At 46.3% G+C, this 24234-nt stretch carries 23 protein-coding genes; all 23 read right to left on the bottom strand.

Annotated elements, in window-relative coordinates:
* Window positions 1-62: 62 nt before the first annotated feature.
* The 23 genes from argH to flgK all read right to left on the bottom strand — a co-directional run bounded on the left by argH (window position 63) and on the right by flgK (window position 24223).
* Complete coding sequence (gene argH / locus AC6B99_RS15685; protein ID WP_056037105.1) at window positions 63-1478, bottom strand: argininosuccinate lyase; 1416 nt, start codon at window positions 1476-1478, stop codon at window positions 63-65.
* 97 nt (window positions 1479-1575) lie between these two features.
* Entirely contained in the window at window positions 1576-2805 is a 1230-nt protein-coding gene (locus AC6B99_RS15680; protein ID WP_046229721.1) for an argininosuccinate synthase, read from the bottom strand.
* Between the two features lie 94 nt (window positions 2806-2899).
* A complete protein-coding gene (gene argF, locus AC6B99_RS15675) occupies window positions 2900-3877 on the bottom strand; it encodes an ornithine carbamoyltransferase (protein ID WP_056036959.1) in 978 nt (325 codons plus the stop codon).
* Window positions 3878-3902: 25 nt separating this feature from the next.
* Entirely contained in the window at window positions 3903-5105 is a 1203-nt protein-coding gene (gene argD / locus AC6B99_RS15670) for an acetylornithine transaminase (protein WP_496663697.1), read from the bottom strand.
* Window positions 5106-5135: 30 nt separating this feature from the next.
* Window positions 5136-5927 carry an acetylglutamate kinase gene (argB, locus tag AC6B99_RS15665; protein WP_056036956.1) on the bottom strand — a complete coding sequence of 264 codons (792 nt, stop codon included), beginning with the start codon at window positions 5925-5927 and terminating at the stop codon, window positions 5136-5138.
* A gap of 44 nt (window positions 5928-5971) precedes the next feature.
* Complete coding sequence (gene argJ, locus AC6B99_RS15660; RefSeq protein WP_494860787.1) at window positions 5972-7213, bottom strand: bifunctional glutamate N-acetyltransferase/amino-acid acetyltransferase ArgJ; 1242 nt, start codon at window positions 7211-7213, stop codon at window positions 5972-5974.
* A gap of 49 nt (window positions 7214-7262) precedes the next feature.
* Window positions 7263-8312, bottom strand: coding sequence for an N-acetyl-gamma-glutamyl-phosphate reductase (argC, locus tag AC6B99_RS15655; protein WP_494860790.1), 1050 nt, complete (start codon window positions 8310-8312; stop codon window positions 7263-7265).
* 185 nt (window positions 8313-8497) lie between these two features.
* A complete protein-coding gene (locus tag AC6B99_RS15650) occupies window positions 8498-9421 on the bottom strand; it encodes a YitT family protein (protein ID WP_496663696.1) in 924 nt (307 codons plus the stop codon).
* A 202-nt stretch (window positions 9422-9623) separates the two neighbouring features.
* Window positions 9624-10731, bottom strand: a protein-coding gene (gene prfB, locus AC6B99_RS15645; RefSeq protein ID WP_099518255.1) for a peptide chain release factor 2 whose coding sequence is annotated in 2 segments (ribosomal slippage) — window positions 9624-10658 and window positions 10660-10731 — 1107 coding nt in all. Because the reading frame shifts where the segments join, the coding sequence is not laid out codon by codon here.
* 172 nt (window positions 10732-10903) lie between these two features.
* Window positions 10904-13408 carry a preprotein translocase subunit SecA gene (gene secA, locus AC6B99_RS15640; RefSeq protein WP_056036945.1) on the bottom strand — a complete coding sequence of 835 codons (2505 nt, stop codon included), beginning with the start codon at window positions 13406-13408 and terminating at the stop codon, window positions 10904-10906.
* 515 nt (window positions 13409-13923) lie between these two features.
* On the bottom strand, window positions 13924-14469 hold the full coding sequence (hpf, locus tag AC6B99_RS15635; protein ID WP_099518253.1) for a ribosome hibernation-promoting factor, HPF/YfiA family: 546 nt from the start codon (window positions 14467-14469) through the stop codon (window positions 13924-13926).
* A 504-nt stretch (window positions 14470-14973) separates the two neighbouring features.
* Entirely contained in the window at window positions 14974-15171 is a 198-nt protein-coding gene (locus tag AC6B99_RS15630) for a cold shock domain-containing protein (protein WP_056036940.1), read from the bottom strand.
* 187 nt (window positions 15172-15358) lie between these two features.
* A complete protein-coding gene (gene fliB / locus AC6B99_RS15625) occupies window positions 15359-16582 on the bottom strand; it encodes a flagellin lysine-N-methylase (protein WP_496663695.1) in 1224 nt (407 codons plus the stop codon).
* Between the two features lie 119 nt (window positions 16583-16701).
* Window positions 16702-16995: a hypothetical protein gene (locus AC6B99_RS15620; RefSeq protein ID WP_496663694.1), complete on the bottom strand. Its 294-nt coding sequence runs from the start codon at window positions 16993-16995 to the stop codon at window positions 16702-16704.
* Window positions 16996-17019: 24 nt separating this feature from the next.
* Window positions 17020-17418, bottom strand: a complete 399-nt coding sequence (gene fliS / locus AC6B99_RS15615) for a flagellar export chaperone FliS (RefSeq protein ID WP_496663693.1) — start codon at window positions 17416-17418, stop codon at window positions 17020-17022.
* A 22-nt stretch (window positions 17419-17440) separates the two neighbouring features.
* Window positions 17441-18949 carry a flagellar filament capping protein FliD gene (gene fliD / locus AC6B99_RS15610; RefSeq protein WP_496663692.1) on the bottom strand — a complete coding sequence of 503 codons (1509 nt, stop codon included), beginning with the start codon at window positions 18947-18949 and terminating at the stop codon, window positions 17441-17443.
* A gap of 15 nt (window positions 18950-18964) precedes the next feature.
* Entirely contained in the window at window positions 18965-19342 is a 378-nt protein-coding gene (locus AC6B99_RS15605; RefSeq protein WP_496663691.1) for a flagellar protein FlaG, read from the bottom strand.
* A gap of 125 nt (window positions 19343-19467) precedes the next feature.
* Window positions 19468-20238 carry a flagellin N-terminal helical domain-containing protein gene (locus AC6B99_RS15600; protein ID WP_496663690.1) on the bottom strand — a complete coding sequence of 257 codons (771 nt, stop codon included), beginning with the start codon at window positions 20236-20238 and terminating at the stop codon, window positions 19468-19470.
* A 113-nt stretch (window positions 20239-20351) separates the two neighbouring features.
* A complete protein-coding gene (csrA, locus tag AC6B99_RS15595; protein WP_496663689.1) occupies window positions 20352-20600 on the bottom strand; it encodes a carbon storage regulator CsrA in 249 nt (82 codons plus the stop codon).
* Window position 20601: 1 nt separating this feature from the next.
* Complete coding sequence (gene fliW, locus AC6B99_RS15590) at window positions 20602-21048, bottom strand: flagellar assembly protein FliW (RefSeq protein WP_496663688.1); 447 nt, start codon at window positions 21046-21048, stop codon at window positions 20602-20604.
* Between the two features lie 90 nt (window positions 21049-21138).
* Complete coding sequence (locus AC6B99_RS15585; protein ID WP_496663687.1) at window positions 21139-21708, bottom strand: DUF6470 family protein; 570 nt, start codon at window positions 21706-21708, stop codon at window positions 21139-21141.
* A gap of 2 nt (window positions 21709-21710) precedes the next feature.
* A complete protein-coding gene (gene flgL, locus AC6B99_RS15580; protein WP_496663686.1) occupies window positions 21711-22628 on the bottom strand; it encodes a flagellar hook-associated protein FlgL in 918 nt (305 codons plus the stop codon).
* A gap of 59 nt (window positions 22629-22687) precedes the next feature.
* Entirely contained in the window at window positions 22688-24223 is a 1536-nt protein-coding gene (flgK, locus tag AC6B99_RS15575) for a flagellar hook-associated protein FlgK (RefSeq protein ID WP_496663685.1), read from the bottom strand.
* Window positions 24224-24234: the final 11 nt, after the last annotated feature.

Genomic DNA, 24234 nt, shown 5'->3' with positions numbered 1-24234 from the left:
AATCTCCAAACCCACCTTTACGGCGGGTTTGGAGATTTTTGATTTTAAACCCTAAGCATAGCTTAACGGCTGCGCTCAGCGTATTCTGTTACCCATGCAGCTACCTTCAGCAGGTCCTCATCGGCACGACCGATAGCTGCTTCGACCTGTACAGTCGCTGTGCCGCCATAGACGTTGCGGGCATCCACAACCTGCTCCGGCTGGAGCACCGCATAAATGCGATCATCAAACAGCTCGGAAAATTGCTTGAATTCCTCCAGCTTCAGATCTAGCAAGTATTTGCCCTGCTCGATGCAATAAAGCACCGTTTTTCCAATAACTTCATGCGCTTGGCGGAATGGCAGCCCTTTGCCCACGAGGAAATCGGCAATATCCGTCGCATTGGAGAAATCCTGATTGACCGCTTGGCGCATCCGGTCTTTGTTGACCTTCATCGTCGCAATCATCGGCGCGAACAGCTGCAGCGCGCCTTGCAGCGTGCGAACCGTATCAAACATGCCTTCCTTGTCTTCCTGCATATCCTTGTTGTACGCAAGCGGAAGCGATTTTAAAACCGTCAACAGGCCAACCAGGTTGCCATAAACACGGCCTGTTTTGCCGCGCACTAGTTCAGGCACATCCGGATTTTTCTTCTGCGGCATAATGCTGCTGCCTGTGCAGAATGCATCATCCAGCTCAACGAAATTGAACTCTGTGCTGGACCACATGATGAGCTCTTCGCTCAGACGCGACAGATGCATCATAATGATCGAAGCATGGGAGAGAAATTCCAAAATAAAGTCGCGGTCGCTGACTGCATCCAGACTATTTTCATAAACACGATCAAATTTCAGCTGGCTCGCTACAAAATGGCGATCGATTGGGAACGTCGTTCCCGCAAGCGCGCCTGCGCCAAGCGGCAGCATATTAATGCGTTTGTAGCTGTCTTGCAGGCGCTCAATGTCGCGTCCGAACATCGCTACGTAAGCCATCAGATGATGGGCGAACAAAATCGGCTGGGCACGCTGCAAATGCGTGTAGCCCGGCACGATTGTAGCCGTATTCGCTTTCGCCTGCTCTACGAGCGACGATTGCAGCTTTTGCAGCAAATCCACAAACTCAACAACACGCTTGCGCAAATAGAGATGCATATCGGTCGAAACCTGGTCATTACGGCTGCGTCCGGTGTGCAGCTTGCCGCCTACCGAGCCAATGTCGTCAATGAGCGTTTTCTCGATATTCATATGAATATCTTCGTCGGACACCGAAAACTCCAGATCATTGCGCTTAATGCGCTGCAAGACGCGGTGCAGGCCGTCCTGAATCGTCTCCACATCTTTATCTGGCAAAATGCCCTGCTTGCCCAGCATCGTTACATGAGCCAAGCTGCCTTGAATATCTTCTTCCGCCAGTTCCTTGTCGAACAGGATGGATGCTGTATATTCCTCCACCAGCTGATCGGTCTTCTTCGTAAATCTGCCGCCCCATAACTTGCTCACGTTATCGCACTCCCTCCCGGAAAAGGCGCGGGGCCGCTGCATGCAGCGGCCTCTCCTTTGCTTCCGGCATCTATTAATAAATGACGTACACTTATTTTTATTTACCGCTGTATTTCGTTCCGACTTTCAAACGCAGCGCGTTCAGGCGGATAAAGCCTGTAGCATCGCCTTGATCATAGGCTTGTGTCGGATCAGCTTCCATCGTAGCGATTTCTGGGTTGTACAAGCTCACAGGGCTTTGTACGCCAGCGCCAATGATATTGCCTTTGTACAGCTTCAGGCGCACAGTACCAGTCACGTTTTTCTGGGATTCCAGCACAAGAGCTTGCAGCGCAAGACGCTCAGGCGCAAACCAGAAGCCGTTATATACAAGCTGACTGTATTTTGCAATGAGGGAATCACGCAGATTCATGACTTCACGGTCCATCGTGAGCGACTCCATTTTGCGGTGGGCGCTGAACAGGATCGTGCCGCCTGGCGTCTCATACACACCACGGCTCTTCATGCCGACAAAGCGGTTCTCGACCATATCCACGCGGCCAATACCGTGCTTGCCACCCAAGTCGTTAAGCTTGTCCATGACTTGCAGCGGAGTAAGCGACTCGCCGTTAATCGCCGTACAGTTGCCCGCTTCAAAGGACAGCTCCACGTATTCGGATTGATCCGGCGCATCTTCCGGCGCTACGCTGAGCACGAACATATCTTTGTTCTCATCGGAGCTAGGGTCGAACCAAGGATCTTCCAGCATTCCGCTCTCAAAGCTGATGTGCAGCAGGTTGCGGTCAGTGGAATAGGGCTTGGCTGCCGAAGCTTGAACTGGAATGTTGTGCTTCTCCGCATAAGCGATCATTTCCGCGCGTCCCGGGAACTCTTCACGGAACTGCTCTTCACGCCAAGGCGCAATCACTTTAATATCAGGAGCAAGCGCAGCAACGCCGAGCTCAAAACGAACTTGGTCGTTCCCTTTGCCAGTCGCGCCGTGAGCGATAATAGTCGCACCTTCAGCGCGGGCAATATCAACCATACGCTTCGCGATTAGCGGGCGGGCAATCGAAGTTCCCAGCAGGTATTGACCTTCATAGAAAGCGCCAGCTTGGAACATAGGGAAAATAAAATCAGACGCGAACTCATCGCGCAGATCGTCGATATAAACTTTCGAAGCGCCAGTCGCAAGCGCTTTTGCTTCCAGTCCGTCTAGCTCATCCTTTTGTCCGATGTCTGCTGTGAATGCGATAATTTCCGCATCATACGTTTCTTTCAGCCATTTGAGAATAACGGACGTGTCCAGACCGCCCGAATATGCCAATACGATTTTTTCCTTAGCCATTGTTATTGTCGCACTCCTTAAAATCAATATGAATAATCTCGGCGAATATCCCGCTATGCGGGTGGCAAGCCGAATAACGCCGAGTTAAGCTTTATTACATAATGGCGGCCATGATGGCCTTTTGAGCATGAAGACGATTTTCCGCCTGGTCAAAAATGATCGAGTGGTCGCCGTCAATGACGCCCTCGCTCACTTCCTCGCCGCGATGTGCGGGCAGGCAGTGCATGAACAAAAAGTCCTTCTTGGCATGTGCAGTCAAGGCTTCATTCACTTGATAAGCGGCAAAAGCAAGCTCGCGTTCCTTCTGCTCCGCTTCTTGTCCCATGCTTGCCCATACGTCCGTATAAACGACGTCAGCGCCTTCAATTGCTTCTCTCGGATCGCGGCACACATGAATGCGCGAGCCTGTCTCAGCTGCATGATCCTTCGTTTGCTGTACGATGTCCGCATCCGGCTCATAGCCTTCCGGAGTTGCTACCGACATGTCGATGCCCAGCTTAGCCGCTCCCATCAGCAGGGAGTGAACCATATTGTTGCCATCGCCGATATAAGCCACTTTCAGCCCTTCCAGCTTGCCTTTATGCTCCAGAATGGTCTGGTAGTCGGCCAGCGCCTGACAAGGGTGTGAAAGGTCGGTCAAGCCGTTAATAACCGGAATCGTTGCACCGCGCGCCAGCTCCACTACTTTGCGATGAGCGAATGTACGAATCATAATGCCGTCCAAATAGCGGGAAAGCGTCTGTGCCGTATCCCAAATGGACTCGCCGCGCCCGATTTGCAAATCATTGCCGCTGAGGAACAATCCGTGACCGCCGAGCTGGTAAATACCTGTCTCGAACGATACGCGCGTACGCGTCGAGGATTTTTCAAAAATCATCCCGAGTGTTTTTCCTTTAAGCAAATGATGCGTTTCGCCCGCTTTCAGCTTTTGCTTAAGCTCGATAGCGAGATCGATCAGGTAACGGATTTCCGCTGGCGCATAATCGACCAGCATGAGAAAATCGCGGCCTTTCAGGCTCGCAGCCATTTCTTCTTTTACTGCTTCTTGCAATCGTATCTCCTCCACTTCCATCTATGCATTTTATTAATGATAGCTGTTATTTATTGTCGCCTGCGCCTGCCAGCAGCTCTGCCAAAATGCCCACCGCTTGATCAATCTCCTCGTTCGTCACGAGCAGATTTGGCAGCAGACGGATGACACTCGGCCCCGCCGAAATGACGAGCAGCCCTTTATCCTGCGCTGCAGTAAGCAAGCCAGCGATTGGTGCCGCGCATTCGATACCTACGAGCAGCCCTTTGCCGCGAATGTCTTTCACGAAAGGATTGCCTTCAAGCTTCGCTTTCAGTTGCGACGTCAAATATTCGCCCTTCTCCTCCGCACGCTCAGACAGACGGTCGCCGACAATCGTCTCCAGCGTCGCCTTCACAACAGCTGTTGCGATAGGTGTTCCGCCAAAGGTCGAACCGTGGCTTCCTGGGCCAAACGCTTCGCGAAGCTCTTCCCTGCACACAGCCGCCCCTACCGGGAAGCCGCTGCCCAGCCCTTTGGCCAGCGTGAAAATATCCGGTTCAATGCCGTAATGCTCGTAAGCGAACAGCTTGCCTGTACGGCCCATGCCTGTCTGGATCTCATCGACAATAAGCAAAATGCCGTGCTTGCGGCACAGCTTGCACAGGGCATGCACAAATGCCGGATCAGCTGGATAAATGCCGCCCTCTGCCTGAACCAACTCCAGCATGACTGCCGCTGTTTTGTCGCTGATTGCCGCTTCCAAAGCTTCAATATCATTGTAAGGAATGTAGCGGAAGCCCTCCGGCAACGGAGCAAAGCCTTCCTTAACCTTCTCTTGGCCTGTCGCTGTCAAGGTTGCCAGCGTCCGTCCATGGAAGGAATTTTCGAATGTAATGATTTCGTAACGGCCATTGCCTTTAATCTTCTGCTGGTATTTGCGCGCCAGCTTGATTGCCGCTTCATTCGCCTCTGCGCCCGAGTTGCAGAAAAATACAGCGTCGCCGCTGCTGTTGTCCGTCAACAGCTTAGCAGCTTCCTCCTGATTCGGAATATGAAACAGGTTGGATACATGCCACAGCTCATCGAGCTGCTTCACTAAAGCTTCTTTGATTTTGCGAGGCGCATGTCCCAAATTCGTAACGGCGATGCCGCTCATGAAATCGAGGTAACGCTTGCCCTGATCATCCCACAGCCAGCTTCCTTCGCCCTTCACCAGCGCGATTGGGTATCTCGCATAAGTAGGCAGCAGCGAATTTGCCACTGCCGCAGATGTTGTTTTCTCACTCATCGTTTATATCCTCCCTCCCGCTCTCGCGATTTAAACCCCTTTGACAATACGCGTACCGACTCCACCCTCGCGCACTGCCTTAGTCAATACGCCTGGCTCCTCGCCGCTGACGATGACGACTTCCTGCACCTGTCCTTGAATACATTGTACAGCTGCGCGAACCTTCGGAATCATTCCGCCATATATTTCTCCGCTTGCGATCATCTCGTCAATATCGGCAACGGTGACCACAGGCAGCACCTGCTTCACACCATCAACCGTGCGCATAATGCCCGGCACATCGGTTACTACGATCATTTGATGGACACCCAGATGGGAAGCTACAGCCCCAGCCGCGGTATCCGCGTTAATGTTGTAGCGCTGCCCCTGTGCATCAATGCCTACAGGCGCGATAACAGGAATATAACCCATTGCCATCACGCCTTCTATAACAGCAGCGTTAATGTCCGTCACATCGCCTACAAAGCCGATCTCATCGGCGTTCGCCACAGGACGTGCGGTAATCAGCTGGCCATCCACACCGGATAAGCCGAGCGCCTGTGCGCCGCAGGAAGACATTTTCCGTACAATTTCCTTGTTGATGCGTCCCGACAAAACCATTTCGACGACATCCAGCACCGCTTCGCTCGTCTTGCGCAAGCCGCCGACAAACTCCGTCTCAATGCCGAGCTTTGCCAGCGTCTCCGAGATCGCCGGTCCGCCGCCGTGTACAATAACCGGGCTAACGCCAGATTGCTGCAGCTCCCGCAGCTCGCCGAAGAAGGATTCAGGCAGCGCAGCAAGTGTGCTGCCGCCGCATTTCATTACAAATCGTTGCGTCATGCTATTATGAGCTCCTTTATCGCTTAATGCCGCCTCATGCACCGTTATGTACGGTAAGCCGCATTAATTCGCACGTAGTCATAAGTCAGGTCACAGCCCCAAGCCGTTGCTGCGCCTGCTTCCATATGCAGATCCACATGAATGACGACCGTATCGCCCTTCAAATACTCCAGCGCCTTCTCCTCGTCAAAAGCGACCGGCTTTGACTGCTGCAGCGTCACAATGCTGCCCAGCGAAATGTCGACCGTATCCGGGTTGACAGGCTCGCCAGCGCGGCCTACTGCCGCAATAATCCGGCCCCAGTTCGCATCTGCGCCAAACACTGCCGATTTCACAAGGGAAGAACCTATGACCGTCTTCGCAATCGCTTGCGCCGATGCATCGCTAACCGCTCCACGCACTTGAACCTCGACAAGCTTCGTTGCGCCTTCGCCGTCACGCGCGATCGCTTTCGCAAGCACCTCGCACACATGGCGAAGCGCCGCGCCGAAAGCTGCCCAGCCTTCATGCTGCGCATTAAGCTCGCTGTTGCCGGCAAGTCCGCTCGCCATCGCAACGAGCATATCGTTCGTGCTTGTGTCGCCATCTACCGTAATCATATTAAAAGTATGGTTCGTCGCTTCACGCAGCAGCTGCTGCAGCGCCTCGCTGCCAATTGCCGCATCCGTCGTAACGAAACCAAGCATCGTTGCCATATTCGGGTGAATCATGCCGGAGCCTTTCGCCGCTCCAGCGATATGAATGAGCTGTCCGTCAATTTCAACAGATACACAGACCATTTTTTGCACCAAATCGGTCGTCAAAATCGCTTGGCAGAAGCTTTCTGCCGCTTGCTTGTCCGAACCCAGCTTAGCTGGCAGCTCGCTGATGCCGCTGCGCACTTTGTCCATCTTGAGCAGCTCGCCAATGACGCCGGTAGAAGCTACCGCCACTTCATCTGCTGCAATGCCAACACGCTCAGCGAATTTATTGCGCATTTCATAGGCATCCGCCTCGCCCTGCTCGCCAGTGCATGCATTGGCGTTGCCGCTATTGACCAGCACAGCACGCAGGCGGCCGCCTTCGCCAATGCTCTCGCGCGTCACCTTAAGCGGTGCCGCCTGAAAAACATTTGTCGTGTAAACGCCCGCCGCTGCCGCCGGAACCTCGCATACGATTGCGCCGAGGTCATTGCGCGTCGTTTTTTTGAGGCCGCAGTGTATGCCGCCCGCTGTAAAGCCCTTCGGTGTTGTAATCGAGCCTTCCGCCACAACCTTATAAAGGGGTGCAGTGTGTCCCTGTCCCATAATTACATCGTTCTCCTTCGCTTCATTCTAAATTAGGTTATGCTGCTTCTTATGGATAAACAGGAACAAACTGCAAACCAAGCGTCTCATCCCAGCCCATCATAAGGTTCATGTTCTGAATCGCTTGTCCCGCTGCGCCTTTGACCAAATTATCAATGACCGAAACAATCGTCACTCTGCCCGTACGGCTATCGAACGCAAAGCCGATATCGCAATAATTCGAGCCCCATACTTCCTTCGTGGCAGGCAATTGTCCTTCAGGACGAATGCGCACAAATGGACGGTTCTCGTAATAGCTGCGATACAGGTCCATAAAATCATCCGCGCTTCTGCCGTCTTTCACCGTTGCATACATCGTCGTCATAATGCCGCGCGTCATCGGCACGAGATGCGTCGAGAACGTAATCACAACCGAGCGGCCTGCAACATCGGAAAGCACCATTTCGATTTCCGGCGTATGCTGATGCTGATTCAGCTTGTACGCTTTCAAGCTCTCGTTCAGCTCGGAATAGTGAGTGCCAAGGCTCGCGCCGCGTCCCGCTCCAGAAACGCCGGATTTCGCATCAATTATGATGCTGTCCGGATCGATAAAGCCAGCTTGCACAGCTGGAACAAGGCCGAGAAGCGCCGCCGTAACGTAACAGCCCGGGTTGGAAATGAGATTAGCACCCTGTACACGGTCGCCGTACACTTCAGCCAATCCGTACACCGCTTGCTTCAAATACTCCTCGTCCGCGGCGGGCTTTTTGTACCATTTTTCATATAAAGCTCTATCTTGCAGGCGGTAGTCGCCGGATAAATCTATCACTTTAAGACCTACAGCAAGCAAATCAGGTGCCAGCCTAGATGCGACAGCCGCTGGTGTTGCCAAAAATACAACATCCGCCTTGCTGCGGATCGCTTGTGGCTCTACATCATCTAGCAATTCTTCGCGAATGCCCGTTAAGTGTGGGTATCCTTCTGTAATCGGCGTCCCCGCGCTGGATGATGAAATAACCGAGGTCACCTCAGCAAGAGGATGTGAGGCTAACAATCGAATAAGCTCAACGCCGCCGTAGCCGGTTGAACCGATAATAGCTATTTTCAGTTTATCGCTCATATCCATCATCTCTCCCTATGAGACTATCTAAAAGTATATTGTACATGATTCGGCAGTCGATTAAAATACACTGTTTTTCCGTATTATTATACATGTCATTTCATATTAATACAATGAGCGAATGGATGTATTTTTGTGCCTAGCACGCTCGTACAACCCGTTGTTTGGGATCAATGTCGCTATTCCTATTCCAGCTTAAAACCTTCCCCTACTACCTCTGATGTATTGCTAATGATGACGAAAGCAGCTGGGTCAACTGTACGAACGAGCTGCTTGAGCTTCGCTACTTCCATTTGCCCCACGACGACCATAAGTACGGTCCGCCCCTCCCCGCTGTAGCCGCCATGTCCATCAAGCCTCGTCAAACCGCGGTCGAGATCATAAAGAATCGTCTCTGACAATTTTTCCGGCTCGCTGCTAATAATAAAAGCAACCTTCGACACCGGCAGCCCGCTTTGAATAATATCAATTGTTTTACTCGTTACAAACAGCCCGACTAAAGCATACAACGCCACTTCCGGCGAAATAAGCAGGCCCGCCGCAATGATGACACACCCGTCAAAAATAGCGACGGAGAGCCCCAGCGACAATCCCGTGTAACGATGCAAAATTTGCGCAGCCAAACCAAGCCCTCCCGTTGAGCCGCCTCCGCGAAAGACGATGCCAAGCCCGAGCCCAACGCCGATCCCGCCATAAATAGCAGCAAGCAAAGGATTATGTGTCGGTGTATCCCAATGGGAAGTAAGCAGGACGAATAACGGCAGCACGACGGAGCCAAGCGCCACTTTAAGCGCATAACGTTTGCCCAGCAGCCACAGCCCTACAAAAAACAAAGGAATATTAACAGCCCACTGCGTATAAGCTGGCGAAATGTCAGCAAAACGCTGGACCAGAATTGAAATGCCGGAAACACCGCCTGAAGCAATCTCATTAGGCACCAGAAATAAATTAAAGCTTGCCGCCATTATAAAAGAGCCCAGCAGCACCAGAAGCATGCTCCAAACGAGCTGTTTGCCAGGGCTAAGCGGTTTTTTCTTCCGTTTATTTATTACCTTCGAATTGGCCGCATGCAGCTTGCCGTTTCGTGCATCATTCATCACTTTGCTCATCTCGAATCCCACCCAAATTCATAAAGTCATACCTATAAGCGCTCATAAAAAAAGAAGAGTTCCACCCTTGTTCGAGTCGGAACTCTTCTTAGCTTACGTCAATATGGCTTGATCCATGCGTATTCATCCATATCCTATTTCCTATAACCGCATTTGCCAGATGCGGTAGCTAACTGCTAGGAGCACTATAATAGCCTGCCGTTTAGTCGTGGCGAATTTGATGGCGCAAATATCCGTTAATGAAGGCATTCAGGTCTCCATCCATAACGGCGCCTACATTGCCTGTCTCCACCGAGGTGCGATGATCCTTGACCATGCTGTACGGATGAAAAACATAGGAGCGGATTTGGCTGCCCCAGGCAATATCCGATTGCTCACCGCGAATTTCCGCGAGATGCTGCCGCTGCTCTTCAATTTTCCGCTCATAAAGCTTGGAGCGCAGCATATTCATCGCCCGCTCACGGTTCTGGATTTGCGAACGCTCCTGCTGGCAGGCCACGACGATCCCCGAAGGAATATGTGTAATACGAATCGCCGATTCCGTCTTGTTGACGTGCTGTCCGCCCGCTCCACTGGCGCGGTATGTATCAACCTTCAAATCCTCACTGCGGATTTCGATATCGATGTCATCGGTTATTTCCGGTACTACATCGCAAGATGCGAAGGACGTATGACGACGGCCTGACGCATCAAACGGCGAAATGCGAACGAGGCGGTGTACACCCTTCTCCGCTTTAAGATAGCCGTAAGCGTTGTAGCCTTTGACCAAAATCGTAACGCTCTTGATGCCTGCCTCATCACCGGGAAGATAATCTAGCAGCTCAACCTTGAAACCACTTTTCTCTGCCCAGCGTGTATACATCCGGTACAGCATTTGGCCCCAGTCCTGCGACTCGGTGCCGCCTGCGCCAGGATGCAGCTCAACGATTGCGTTAAGCTTATCATAAGGCTGGTTGAGGAGCAGCGTCAGCTCAAAATCATTCAGCTTGCGCAGCAGCTGGGCTGTTCCTTCCAGCAGCTCAGGCTCAAGCGTCTCGTCCTGCTCTTCCTCTGCCAGCTCCAGCATCGTTTGCAAATCTTCCATCTCGCCGTTCAAACGCAAATATTGATCGACGACCGATTTGACCGCATTCATTTCGGAAATAACGTTTTGCGCCTTGTCATTGTCATCCCAAAAATCAGGCGCCGTCATCTTTTCCTCATAGTTGGCGATTAATTCATTTTTTAGATCTAAGTCAAAGAGACCCCCTGAGATCTTGGAGCCGCTTCGCTATTTCCCGCAAATCTTGTTTCACCGTTGGTTCTATCATAGCGTACGTTTCACCTCAAATTTCTCATCTTGTCTGGTTGCCCAGCTTTTTCTTGCTCTGCTGCTCTGCTGCTGCCTGATGGCATAAACGCGCCTGCTGCGAAGCGCTGCAGCTTTTGCCGCATTGCTCCGCACACTGGCGCGTTAAGCCTTGCCTATCCGATCACAGCACCTTATTTACCGTGGCACTGCTTGTATTTCTTGCCGCTGCCGCATGGGCAATCATCATTGCGGCCAACCCGGTCCAAACGCTTCGCCGGACGCTTTTCCTGGCTTTCGCCTGGGCTGTTCGTCGTCGTCTGGCCTTGAGCTACCTCTTGGCGCTCCAGGTTGCTTTCTACGCGCGACTTCATAATGTATTTGGCAACTTCTTCTTGGATCGTGTCAATCATCGCCTTGAACATCTCAAAGCCCTCAAATTGGTACTCGCGAAGCGGATCCGTGCCGCCGTATGCCCGAAGGTGGATACCTTGGCGCAGCTGATCCATTGCATCGATGTGATCCATCCATTTGCTGTCAACCGCGCGAAGTGAAACGACCTTCTCGAATTCACGCATCGTCGTTTCACCAAGCTCTGCTTCACGCTCGTCATAATAAGCAACGACTTTGTCATAAATAAATTCGGTAATTTCCTCAATTTCCTTGCCCCAAATATCGTCTCTCGTCACGGTGCCTTCATTCAGAAGGTTCGCATCTACGAAGTCGATAATGGTTTCCAAATCCCACTCTTCTGGAATATCCTCCGTACAGTGAGCTTTAACCGTGCGATCAATGACCGCTTTAATCATTTCCATGACGATTTCACGAATGTTATCGGAAGTGAGCACGTCCAGACGCTGCTTGTAAATCACTTCACGCTGCTGGTTCATGACATCATCATATTGAAGAACGACTTTACGCAGATCGAAGTTGTTTCCTTCTACACGCTTCTGAGCCGATTCTACTGCACGGGTAATCATCCGGCTCTCGATCGGTTGATCCTCTTCCAGACCGAGACGATCCATCATGGCCATAATATTATCCGAGCCAAAACGGCGCATCAGTTCATCTTCCAGCGACAAATAAAACTGGGACGAGCCCGGATCGCCTTGACGTCCGGCACGACCACGCAGCTGGTTATCGATCCGGCGGCTCTCATGGCGCTCCGTACCAATAATATGAAGGCCGCCAAATTCAGCTACCCCTTCACCGAGCATAATATCGGTACCGCGTCCCGCCATGTTAGTAGCAATAGTAACGGAGCCCTCTTGACCGGCACGCGAAATAATTTCAGCCTCTTCCGCATGGAACTTCGCATTCAGTACTTTATGTGCAATACCGCGGCGTTTAAGCATTTCTGCCAGACGCTCGGAATTTTCAATGGAAATCGTACCGACTAGTACAGGCTGTTTGTTCGCGTGGCGAGCTACGATCTCTTCCACAACGGCATTGAATTTGCCTTTTTCCGATTTATAAACGACATCTTGAAGGTCTTTACGAATCATGGAGCGGTTCGTTGGAACTTGAATAACGTCCAAGCCGTAAATCCGCTTAAATTCTTCTTCCTCCGTCTTCGCCGTACCCGTCATGCCCGCAAGCTTGCGATACATCCGGAAATAGTTCTGGAACGTAATCGTAGCCAAGGTCATGCTCTCATTTTGTACTTTGAGCTGCTCCTTCGCTTCAATCGCTTGATGCAAGCCATCGCTGTAACGGCGACCAGACATTAGACGTCCAGTAAACTCATCGACGATGAGGACTTCATCATCTTGAACGACATAATCGACATCGCGCTTCATAATGACATTGGCTTTGAGCGCCTGTTGGATATGGTGATTGAGCGTCACATTTTCATGGTCAAAAAGATTTTCAATGTGGAACGCCTTCTCCGCCTTCTCCACGCCTTCTTCCGTCAGCATGACATTGCGCAGCTTCACATCAATCGTGTAATCCTCTTCCGCCTTCAAACGGCTCAAGAAGCGGTCTGCCGAATAATAAAGCTCAGTCGACTTGGCAGCTTGTCCCGAAATAATAAGCGGTGTACGCGCCTCATCGACAAGGATGGAGTCAACTTCATCAATGATTGAGAAATAAAGCGGGCGCTGAACCATTTGTTCTTTGTAAAGAACCATGTTGTCGCGCAAATAATCGAAGCCAAACTCATTGTTCGTACCGTACGTAATATCGCAAGCATAGGCGCTTTGCTTCTCCTCATGCGACAAGCCGTTCAGGTTGCAGCCGACCGTCATGCCGAGGAAATTGTAAAGCTGAGCCATCAGCTGGCTGTCACGAGAAGCCAAATAATCATTGACCGTTACGACGTGCACGCCTTTCTCGAGCAGCGCGTTCAAATACACAGGCAGTGTCGCTACGAGCGTTTTACCTTCACCGGTTCTCATCTCAGCGATTTTGCCCTCATGAAGAACGATACCGCCCATCAGCTGCACATCAAAGTGACGCATGCCGAGCGTACGCTTCGAAGCTTCACGCGTAACTGCGAAAGCTTCTGGCAATATTTGATCAATCGTCTCCCCTTTAGCTAGGCGAGCTCTGAATTGTACAGTTTTAGCTGCGAGCTCCTCATCGGACAAAGCCGAGATGGTGGACTCCAGTGCATTGATTTCTTCTACTTTACGCGTGAGGCGCTTAACCTCGCGCTCGTTCGCATCACCAAATATTTTTTTCACTAATCCGAGCATGGGGCTTCCCCTTTCACCTTACGCTTGTTTGCCTTAAATTGTAACAGTTTGCAGGATGCACCGCAACGCATCACCAATATTTTCAGGTAAGAATATAACCATTTTTACCAAAAGGAAAAAAGGCGTATCGCCTACGTATTCAACTGAGTTCATTATACATCGCGCAGAGGGCGAAATCAAAACGACTTCCTATTAAAAAGCGGCTCTCTCCCCTATGGTTAAATGCGCCATGTCAAGCGTAAACGGCTGAAGCCGTCCTCTGGCGGCTAAGCTGCCGTTTCGAGGGTAGAATATAAGCCCATTTATAAGTGTAAAACTTATAAGGTCTTATATTTCAAGGTGAAACGGCTGTCGCCGTCCTTGACGGTGCAGCGCGTTTCATTCCGAGAAATATAGAGAAAGGGTGGGAAAATCATATCCTTTCCTATATTTCAAAAAAAAATGAAAAAGCCCTCCCTCCCGCAGGAGGAAAGGCTTGAATTTGCAATAGATGTATAAGTACGACTGGCCTTCTATTAGCCTTGTTCAATTAATCCATATGTTCCATCATCGCGTTTATACACGACGTTCACCTCTTCATTTAAGCTATTGGCGAATACGAAAAAGTTATGGCCGACCATATTCATTTGCAAAATGGCCTCCTCCACATCCATCGGCTTGAGCAGAAATTTCTTCGTCCTTACGACTTCGAAATCCTCTTCCTCATGCTCGAGAACGCCTACGGCGGAGCCTTCTTCCCTGAACAGCGATTTCACACCGCTATCATGGCGGAATCTACGGTTGACTTTCGTTTTGTGTTTGCGAATTTGTCTTTCCAGCTTATCCACAACTGTATCAATAGAGGCGTACATGTCGGCACTTTTCTCCTCCGCTCTCAAAAAGTTGCGGGCAATCGGAATCGTGACCTCGACAGCGTGTATGCCTTTCGTTACCGATAAGGTTACGGTTGTTTCGGAGGTAGGGGCTTCAAAATACTTCTCTAAGCGGCCGAGCTTCTTCTCGACATAATCCTTGAGTGCATCTGTCACTTGTAAATGTTGACCTCGAATGATGTATTCCATGGGGCATGCCTCCTTTACATGTTCTTATTATAACATAGTAGGGGAGGTATAGTAAAACTATTTTCTATTTATTTAGAATTTTCTAATAATTTATGTCGAAGGTTTGAACAGAGGTTGGGGTGGGTAGGCAGATGGCAAAAAAAGCTTCGGAATAGCCCGGGGTAGTCCCCCTCGAGCTTCCGAAGCTTTTTCTGATGATGCATTTTTGATATGCTATTTGTTGTGTAAGTCGTGCAATCACCATTTACACAATTGCAACTTGGTTAGATTAATAATTTAGTTGTTTGGCGTATAATTGGCGTTCTCCCATATTTGCTGCACAATGTAAATCAAATCGTTATCCGTGACAACATCATCACCATATTTTATTTTTATTGTTAGAATCCTTACTAGTACAGCCTCTCTAATCAAAGGCTTTTGACAAAAAAAATAAAAGCCCCGGTTGCCCGGAGCTTAAAGTTACATATAAATGAATCCTATAGACTGGCTAATGCAGCCTGATGATTACAGTTTAGTGACGTTAGCAGCTTGTGGACCGCGTGCGCCTTCTACGATGTCAAATTCAACCGCTTGGCCTTCGTCAAGAGTTTTGAAGCCTTCTGTTTGAATAGCCGAGAAGTGAACGAATACGTCGCCGCCTTGATCAGTTTCGATAAATCCATAACCCTTCTCCGCGTTAAACCATTTAACTTTACCTTGCATGCATAAACAGTCCCTTCATCTTCAAATACTGTGAAACACCTTACTCATGTGGCCCACAATTTGACTATAACACCGCGTTATTAGAATTGTCAAACAATTTATTGTAAGCGAATACATTGCGGGTGGCTTTCGTATTTTTGCCTAAGCATACACTAAATTAAATTTGGATTTCATACTAAATTTGAAACTAGTCATTTTTTATTAAAAGCGAAAGATGACCAATAGTATCATATTTTTTTTCTTTAAGCTCTTGACGAACTTCTGTCACAAATTCGTTATTGTGCTCATAATTTTTTGAATAGGACTGGATTAGCTTAACGACAATTTCATCGGTTAGGCCTCCCTTATATTTAGCAATCCCAATTAAATGCATCTTAATCAAAGCAAAGTTTATAGTAAGCATCATATATTGCTCAAATATACTCTGCCTTCCCGCAATTGGAAATAGACTATGGTAGATCGTGTTAACGAGATAATTTTCCAAGATGTACTCGTGCTCATTCATGTATGGAAGATAATACTCTTTATAGGCTTTTGAATAATGGCTGACAACACTTGCAATATCCTCATTTTCCCCATCAAAGCTATTTATGTAATCCTCTAGGCACTCTTTATATCTGCTAATCCAAATCTTTTTCTCAACACGTTTCAATATTAGTTTATTTAGAAAGGTCAATTGAAATTCCTCATTAACTGGGAAAACATTAAAATCTCTAAGTTCTGCATTCGTTGCCATTTCATATTTAAACTTCTCAATTTCATCTTTTACCACTGAAAAATCACCATTTTTGGTAGCCTCATGAATTTGGTCACAGAGCCATCCAAGTAGCAATAAACGATGGGGCAAAGTAAATTCCCGATTCTGCAAAATCTCAATAGCAGCTATTCGAATATCCCATAAGTAAGAAGATAATTCTCCAGTACTAGCCTCTACCTTCCGGTTTACATGAGTATTAGGTTTTCGAATCGGTGTACCATAAACAAACTCTATTCCGTTCGGTTCAAATAGCATCAATCGAGCTACTTCCGGACAAGATGGAGTCGCGGATATTTCCTGTATATTATCAACTTCATTAATCTTCCGAGGATATGTCGCACAAGTAGGACTAAGATAATCCTCGCCCCATTTAGCTTGAATACTACACATACCTCCACTCAACATATTGCAGCCGCCAGTCTCATCACTAAGCGTCATCGAAGCATAGTTGCTGTTTGATGCATTTTTTGTGGTTTTTTTTAAATTGGCTTTAAAATGATCTCTCCATTTACGCTCATTCACATTCATATATTTATCATAGCTATTTTTATCAATTGAGACATTCCACAAAGCACAGCAAGTATCCTCACACTCAGCACCAATGCATTGAAAATGCTCCATATATTTAGGAATTAACGCGTACTCCTCTGCCATGTAAATCCTCCTCAGAAGCTATTAAATAATTTCTCTTTGTTATATCGGCATAATAGATAAAAAAAATAATAGAAGTCGAATGGAAATGCAATCCAACGACTTCTATTTCTATATTACTCTTATTTTTTTTTATCAAAAAAATAGCTGTCTGTAGAATAATGAGTGTCATAAGCATTTTTTTGCTGACGAACAGCTTTTATTTTTGCTAGCCTAGAAGAAGCCTCACTTTTGAATTCAAACATTTTCTCTAAAATAATTGAATCCAGTTCCAAAACATCTGAAATTATTTTTTTGTCGTCTGCTGAAATTTCCGAATTGAGCTGGAGTTCATCCAATACTGCATCACGCAAATCCACTAATGCGTATAATTCCTCTTCTTCTGCATTTGGATTTTCCGCTACCCATTTTGTCATCTCATATAATCCTCTTAAATCCATTTATTCCACACTCGGTTGAAGCTGCAAGCTTGAAGAGCTTCCCTTTAAAGCTTCTTTCCACGTATTTCGAAGTTCTTCGAGATATCCCAATGCTTCTGAAGCTAAACCAGCATCTTTCTTAACATTTGCTTGAATCATCAAATACAACATGTACTCATAAATTTGATACAGGTTTTGAGAAAGCGGAATATCAAAGTTAAGAGCAGCAATCAATTCATTGATAACAGATTGACATTTCTGTAAATTCACATTAGCCTTCTCATAATTTTTCTGTTGAATGTTTTCAATTCCTGCCTTTATAAACCGGACAGCTCCGTCATACAGCATAATGATGAGTTGCTCAGGCGCGGCCGTCTGGACGGATGATTGTTTGTATATTTGGTATGGTGAATTAATCAATGCAGTTCACTCCTTATCACCTTTATCCTGAGAAGCTGGACAAGCTGGATGCCTGGGAATTAAATTTGTTAATAGCTGTTTCCATAGCTGAAAACTGCTTATACAATTGGGTTTCCGTCTTATTTAGACGGGTAATCATGCTGCTCTCACGCTCTTTCATCAGACGGAGTTGACCACTTATAATAGAACTTTCCATAAATGATCCTTTCAAATCCGTACTGGTAAGAGAAGTGCCTGCCTTGGTGGACAGGCTTTGCAAAGAATTAACTGCAGATGCGGACATTTTAGCGAAAACTCCAGACTCTGTACTTCCAGGTGATACATCAGTCCCACGCTTAGTAAACATTTCTATTACTTTATCCGGATCCTTTTCCAACGCGTTACGAAGCGTCTCTTCATTCAGAACCAGCTTCCCTTTTTCAGTATAGGACCCTGTAGAAATACCTAACGATTGAAATATGGCCTTGCCATTACCATCGACTTCACCAGTATCAAAACCGCCTACTAACGTAGTAGCAGCAATACGAAGATCTGATGCCAGCTTGGTGAGAATACTATCATTGCGGATTAGTCCGCTTTTCGCTTTTTCTTCCCATAGCTTAATTTGGCTTTCTTCCATACCTTCTTTCTGCTCATCTGTTAACGGAAGGTACGTTCTATATTTCTCTTCAGAAATTTTAGAATTAATTGAACCGATTAAAGTATTATAATCATTAACAAATGCTTTAATGGAATCAACGATTTTATTCGTATCCGAGACAGAAGTTAACGTAGTTACACCATTCGTACCAGACTCCGCTTTGATTGTAAAATCAAAGCCATTAATTGCAAATCTATTGCTGCTTTGTGTATAATCCACTCCATTAAGAGAGATTTTTGCATCTTTGCCTATGATGGTTTTCGTGTCAAAATCGGTTATGGTGTCGAAACCTTCCAATTTCACAGCGGTAGATCCTGTCTGGCTGTTCATAATGGATAGCTGACCAGTTGACTCATTATAAAAGGCAGATGCTTTAGCATTTTTGTTAGCATTAATTGCTGAAGCTAATTCACTTAAAGTTGCTGTCGATGCGTCTAATTTTATTTCTTCATCATTAACCTTAACAATAATATCACTGCCAGTTGCAGTGAATCCAAGATCAGTCAGCTTCATACCTGCTGTGCTGTTGGCTGTATTCGTATCTGTATCCGGATTATACGTAAAAACCACACCTGCGGCAGAAGCCAACTGACTCACACTTACATTTAATGAGCCTGAAGCAGATGAATTAGTTGAATTTACTGTAAGGGCCGCTTCATTACCAGTAACTGTTGTCGTCTTGGCTGAAATAGCATTTGACATATTGTACGATGAAAGCTTATTGTAACGAAAATCAACAATCTTGCTGCTCATTTCCCTATAAGACTCTCTTTGATACTCCATTGAAAGCCGTTTCTGAACCATCGTATTATACGACGTCCGTTTGGCTTTCATCATTTCCTTGACCATATCGTCAACTTGCATGCCTGATGCCAATCCTGATATTCTCATCTTCTCTTCCTCCTCTTAAACTCTTTTATCAATTAGAATTCCATTAATCTCCATAAACTTCGCTACCAGATCCAGCGTCTTTTCGGGAGGGATTTCCCGAATTAGTTCCCCTGTCTCCTTGTTTAATACTTTGATGACGATTGCTTTAGTTTGCTCGTGTACCGACATCTCAAATGTCGTATCAGGCCCTTGAATAGCCTTTAGCACGCGATCAATTGTCCTCACTACCTGCATGTCTCCAATAGTAACCTTCTCACCTTGCAATTCTGCTTGCTGCAGGGCATCAACTGATTTAATCTGGGAAACAACATTTGCACCACCTGTAATTGACTCATTAATTACATTCTTGTCCTGCTTATAACTTGTTGACTGATTTACCGAGGAAATGTTCATTGACAAACCTCCCATACCGTTTCAATATATCTACTACTATTATCGGCATTAATAACAAACATTATTAGAGCAAACAAAAAAACAGCCTGTTGAATTTCTCAACAGGCTGTTGGTTATAGCGAAGCTTAACGAAGCAGCGAAAGAACGCCTTGCGGCTGCGAATTTGCTTGAGCAAGCATAGCTTGCGAAGCTTGAAGAAGAATGTTGTTCTTGGTAAGATCAACCATTTCCTTCGCCATATCTGTATCACGAATACGGGATTCGGATGCAGTCAAGTTCTCTACTGTAGTACCCAAGTTGTTGGAAGTGTATTCCAGACGGTTTTGAGTAGCACCAAGTGTTGCACGTTGTGTTGCAACGCTTGTAATAGCCGTTTCAACCTTAGCAAGGTTAGCACCTTTGTCCAAACCAGTGAAGTCAGTATTAACAACTTTGGAAATAGTAATTTGCTGAGCAGAATCATCCGATTGAATTTTCACATCTGCTGCAGTCAAAGAAATACCATTGAATTTTGTATCAGTCATAATCTTATCGATTTGTCCACCCAGTTGATCCAGTTCCAAATCAATATTACCCTTATCACTTGCTTGATAAGTTTCGTTCAGCTTTTGTACATTCAGCTCTTTCATACGAGTAAGCATGGAGCTAACTTCATTCATTGCGCCCTCAGCTGTTTGTACAAAGGAGATACCATCTTGAACGTTGCGTTGAGCTTGCTCAAGACCGCGGATTTGGCCGCGCATTTTCTCGGATACTGCCAAGCCAGCAGCATCGTCAGCCGCACGGTTAATGCGAAGACCGGAAGACAATTTCTCCATACCTTTACCTGCAGCAGCAGTATTCAGACCCATGTTACGGTGAGTGTTCAAAGCAGTAATGTTGTGATTAATACGCATTGTTATTTCCTCCCTGAAATGAAATGAATGATCCACATCCTTGTGGTATGCTGAGCCAGGTCGGCCGCCCTTTATCAGCCATAATATATATATCGGCCAAATTCAGTCAGAGTTTATAGCTTGTCATTATTTTTTTTCATTTCACCAAATTGTTTTTTTAGCTCCATGTTGCTGATAAGAGATTTCTCAGCTGCCCGATTCATATCCTCTACAGAAACATATAGTTCCTTGCGCAAAATAGATATATCTTTAGGTGCTGTTATGCCAATCTTCACAATATCATTGGTCACCTCTAAAATACTAATTTCTATATCATCACCAATAAACAGGGATTGTCCTTTTTTCCTGCTCAAAACAAGCATATTATCGACTCCCTTCCACTATTAAAGAATCCGCAAATAGAGGCTGCCGAATGGAGTACTTCTCATCGGAAATAATATACTGCATTCCTGTTCTATTAGCTAAATTTATAATTAGTGGAGCAGCAAGGTTTAATGTAGCTGTCGCTAGATCTCCATTAACACTTATGATATTCAATATTTTTATGTCTGTCGTTTGATTTACGTTCATTTCCTGCTCTATAGGTTCAGGCAGCTCGAACTCATAATCAGGAAAAAAATCAAACGGAGAAACAACTATAAAAGCAAGTGACTCATCTTCTAAAGATTGTAAATACATAAAAGGGCTATCTTCAATCACAATTAAGAAATATTTTAGAAATTCTTTAAAGCCCGGTATTCCATGTGTAAAAGTCAACAACTCTTCATCCTTACATTCTATCTCACCAAATCGTGTCGTTTGTATTATCAATTTAGTCACACTCCTTTGATCGTTACACTAAAACAAGAAGCTATAGCATCGCATTACGATTCTATAGCTTCTGTATTCATTATGGCAGGTCTATAAAGTCAAATCAATTTGAGGAGACGTTATTTGTACAGAAGGAAACCGCTCCATATAAATATTGACTCCTCCTCTGCGATACTCAATTTGCGGCTTATTGGTCTGTACGTCTACTTTAACATGACCGGGAGTCACGTTAACTTCCGGCTTCTCAATAACCACATCAAAGCGCAGATTCAGTACCGAAGCAGGCCCATAAACTTGCAAGGCTTGCTGTTGCCTAGAGAAGCTTTCACCAGCAATATCACCAACCGGGTCGCCATTATACAAAATATCGCCAATTCGATCGTACTCTTGAACTGTTTGCTCAATACCCTGTATTACAAATTGACCAAATTGATTATACAGCCGATTCCAGAAAGCTTCAGGCTTTCCTCCAGTTAACGCGTCCCACATTTTAGATTGGTCAATGATTAAAACCGGCTGTGTAGACTTAACATCTATGATAGTATTAACAGTCGATATATCCATCGTCGCATGACCTTGTTTAATATCATACTTGCCTAGACCTGACTGTATGCCAATTTTACCCGACGTCGATTGAATTTGCAGCTGAGGCAGCTTCATCTCTATCTCAAGAAGTCAACTAATGATTTACTAATGACTTTAGCTCCTACAGAAAGCGAGGCCTGATAAATATTTTCATTGATTTGTGTATCTATGAGCAGCTTTTCAAAATCGGCATCCTCGGTTTTGGACTGCATATCTGTCAAATTGATATGAAGATCGTTTAATCTGCTTTGCATCAACTCAACGCGATTAACTCTCGCTCCAACTTCAGATCTCACATTCAAAAAACGATCCATGCTGGATTCAATATTTCCAAGCTCAGCCGTAACACCGCTATAGTTCCCTGTGCCAAGCGCCGTTATCACTCGATCTATTACGGAGAATACATTATCTCCAGTACCTGCTGGATCAGGTTCTCCAAATACCTGATTTCCAGTCAGATTAATATCCAGCTTCACATTCACACCTACTGCATATTGAATCTTGCCATCGTCCGTTTCTAGAGCTTTAGCATCCGAACCTGGAGCGGAAAGATCATAAGGCATTTGATCAAATTGTTCACCGTTAAAAATATACTTCCCGTTCAGCTTACTGTTTGCAATGTCGATAAGTTGACTTTTCAGCTGTTGAATTTCGCTTTTAATGTTATCAAGGGCAATTTGTGGATTTGTCCCCGTCGCGCCTTGTGTAGCCAATTCCTTTACACGTTGCAGAACATCCCCAGCCTGACCAATTACAGTGTCGTTAAAATCCAACCAAGATAAAGCGGAATCCACATTTTTCTGATATTGCTCATTGGCGGAAATCTCCGAACGGTAACGAATAGAATAAGTAATGCCCACCGGATCATCGGAAGCTTTATTTAACTTACGACCTGTTGTCGTTTGCTGCTGCAATTGCTCCATCTGGGACATATTTCGATTCAGGTTTCTAGTAAGCTGCATGTGCATCATACCTTGTGTAACACGTAGTGACATGTTCGTAGCCCTCCTCTTTCAATTAAATCTAATTTACTTGTCGTTCGGCTATATTTGAATTATCTTCCAACCACACCTGTTCCATTAATAAGCTTCTCTAGCATTTGGTCAAAAGTAGTCATAAATCTTGCGGATGCACTATAGGCATATTGATACTTAATGAGCTCAGACATTTCTTCATCAAGAGATACGCCGCTAACTGATGCTCGGCTAGCATTAACTTGATCCAATTGAGCCTGGGTATTTTGATATAAACGAGAGGACTCCTGACTTTGAACCCCTAAAGCACCGACTACCGCACTATAAAAATCACCAACCGTTGCTTCAGTAATTCCTCCACCCTGCGCTGTCTCGTCAAAGGAGAATTTGCTCCCCTTTAATTCTGACATCAGAAGTGCTAACCCATTATTACCTTTGACTACAGTAGTAGCCCCTGTAGTATCAGTGGTTGTACGGAGAGAAGTTGCAATTTTATTAGAGTCGGCAGCAATATTAGGATTAAGCTGTATACTTGATGCTGTAATTCCAGTTGAGCCTGTTTTGAAGGTGAAAAAATTCTCCCCTACTTCAACAGGGTTCCCAAGCGTATAGCCAAGCTTATGCAGTCCATTAATCCCTTTAACCGTGATAACTTCATCAGCAAGTATACCCGTTGTCTCTCCCGGTTTTACCGTGCCTTTCGGGAGCGTTACTTGAAATTCACCATTTGCAAGCGTATTTGCAAGCGTATCCAGCTGTTGGGAAAAATCTGCTACATAGACATCGCGCGATACGATCATCCCGTACGCCTCACCACCGATCAGTGATCCGTTCGCATAGGCTGTCTCTAAAGCCAGAGAAGTTAGAGGGTTTACATCGCCTGCTTCCACAAGTTCATTACCACCTAAGGAAATCGTATATCCTTGATCCGTATCAGTAACTGTTATATTAATAATCGCGGATAGCTTGTCTGTCATCAAATCCCGTTGGTCTCGTAAATCATTGGCATCGTCACCAATAGACTCTATTTTGCGAATTTCCATATTTAGGGAAGATATGATAGTAAGAAGAGAGTTGGCTTCGTTTGCCTTCACTTCTATATTCGATGTTAAATCTGCGTCTAAATCAGTAAGCTGGCGGCTCAGTTCATTGAATGTATCCGTTAAGCCACGTGCTGTTTCTTGCAAAATTTCGCGGCCCGTTACATTTTGAGGGTCTTTGCTAAGGTCAGACCAAGCATTCCAGAAATTTTCTAATACCGTTCTTATCCCTGTATCTGAGGGTTCATTCACAAACTGTTCAAGCTTACTTAAAGTATCTGTTTGGATAGATAAATTACCCAAGCCTTGACTTTGTTCACGGTACTGTGAATCGAGAAACGCATTTCGAATTCGAGTAATTGAGGTGAATTCAACGCCCGTTCCTAGTTGACCCGGTGCTAATGACCGATCCATACCATAGGCTTCAATTGGCCTAGAAGCTACCATCGTAACTTTTTGCCTTGAGAAGCCTTCAGTATTTGCATTCGCAATATTATGACCAACGGTGTTAATAGCCGCCTGCTGCGTGAATAAACTTCTTTTCGCTGTTTCCAGCGAATGAAAAGTTGATCTCATCGTTTCATCTC

This window comes from Paenibacillus liaoningensis (genome assembly GCF_059609455.1).
Note: the sequence above shows the minus strand (reverse complement) of the source record. Positions and strands in the feature narration are given on the sequence as shown.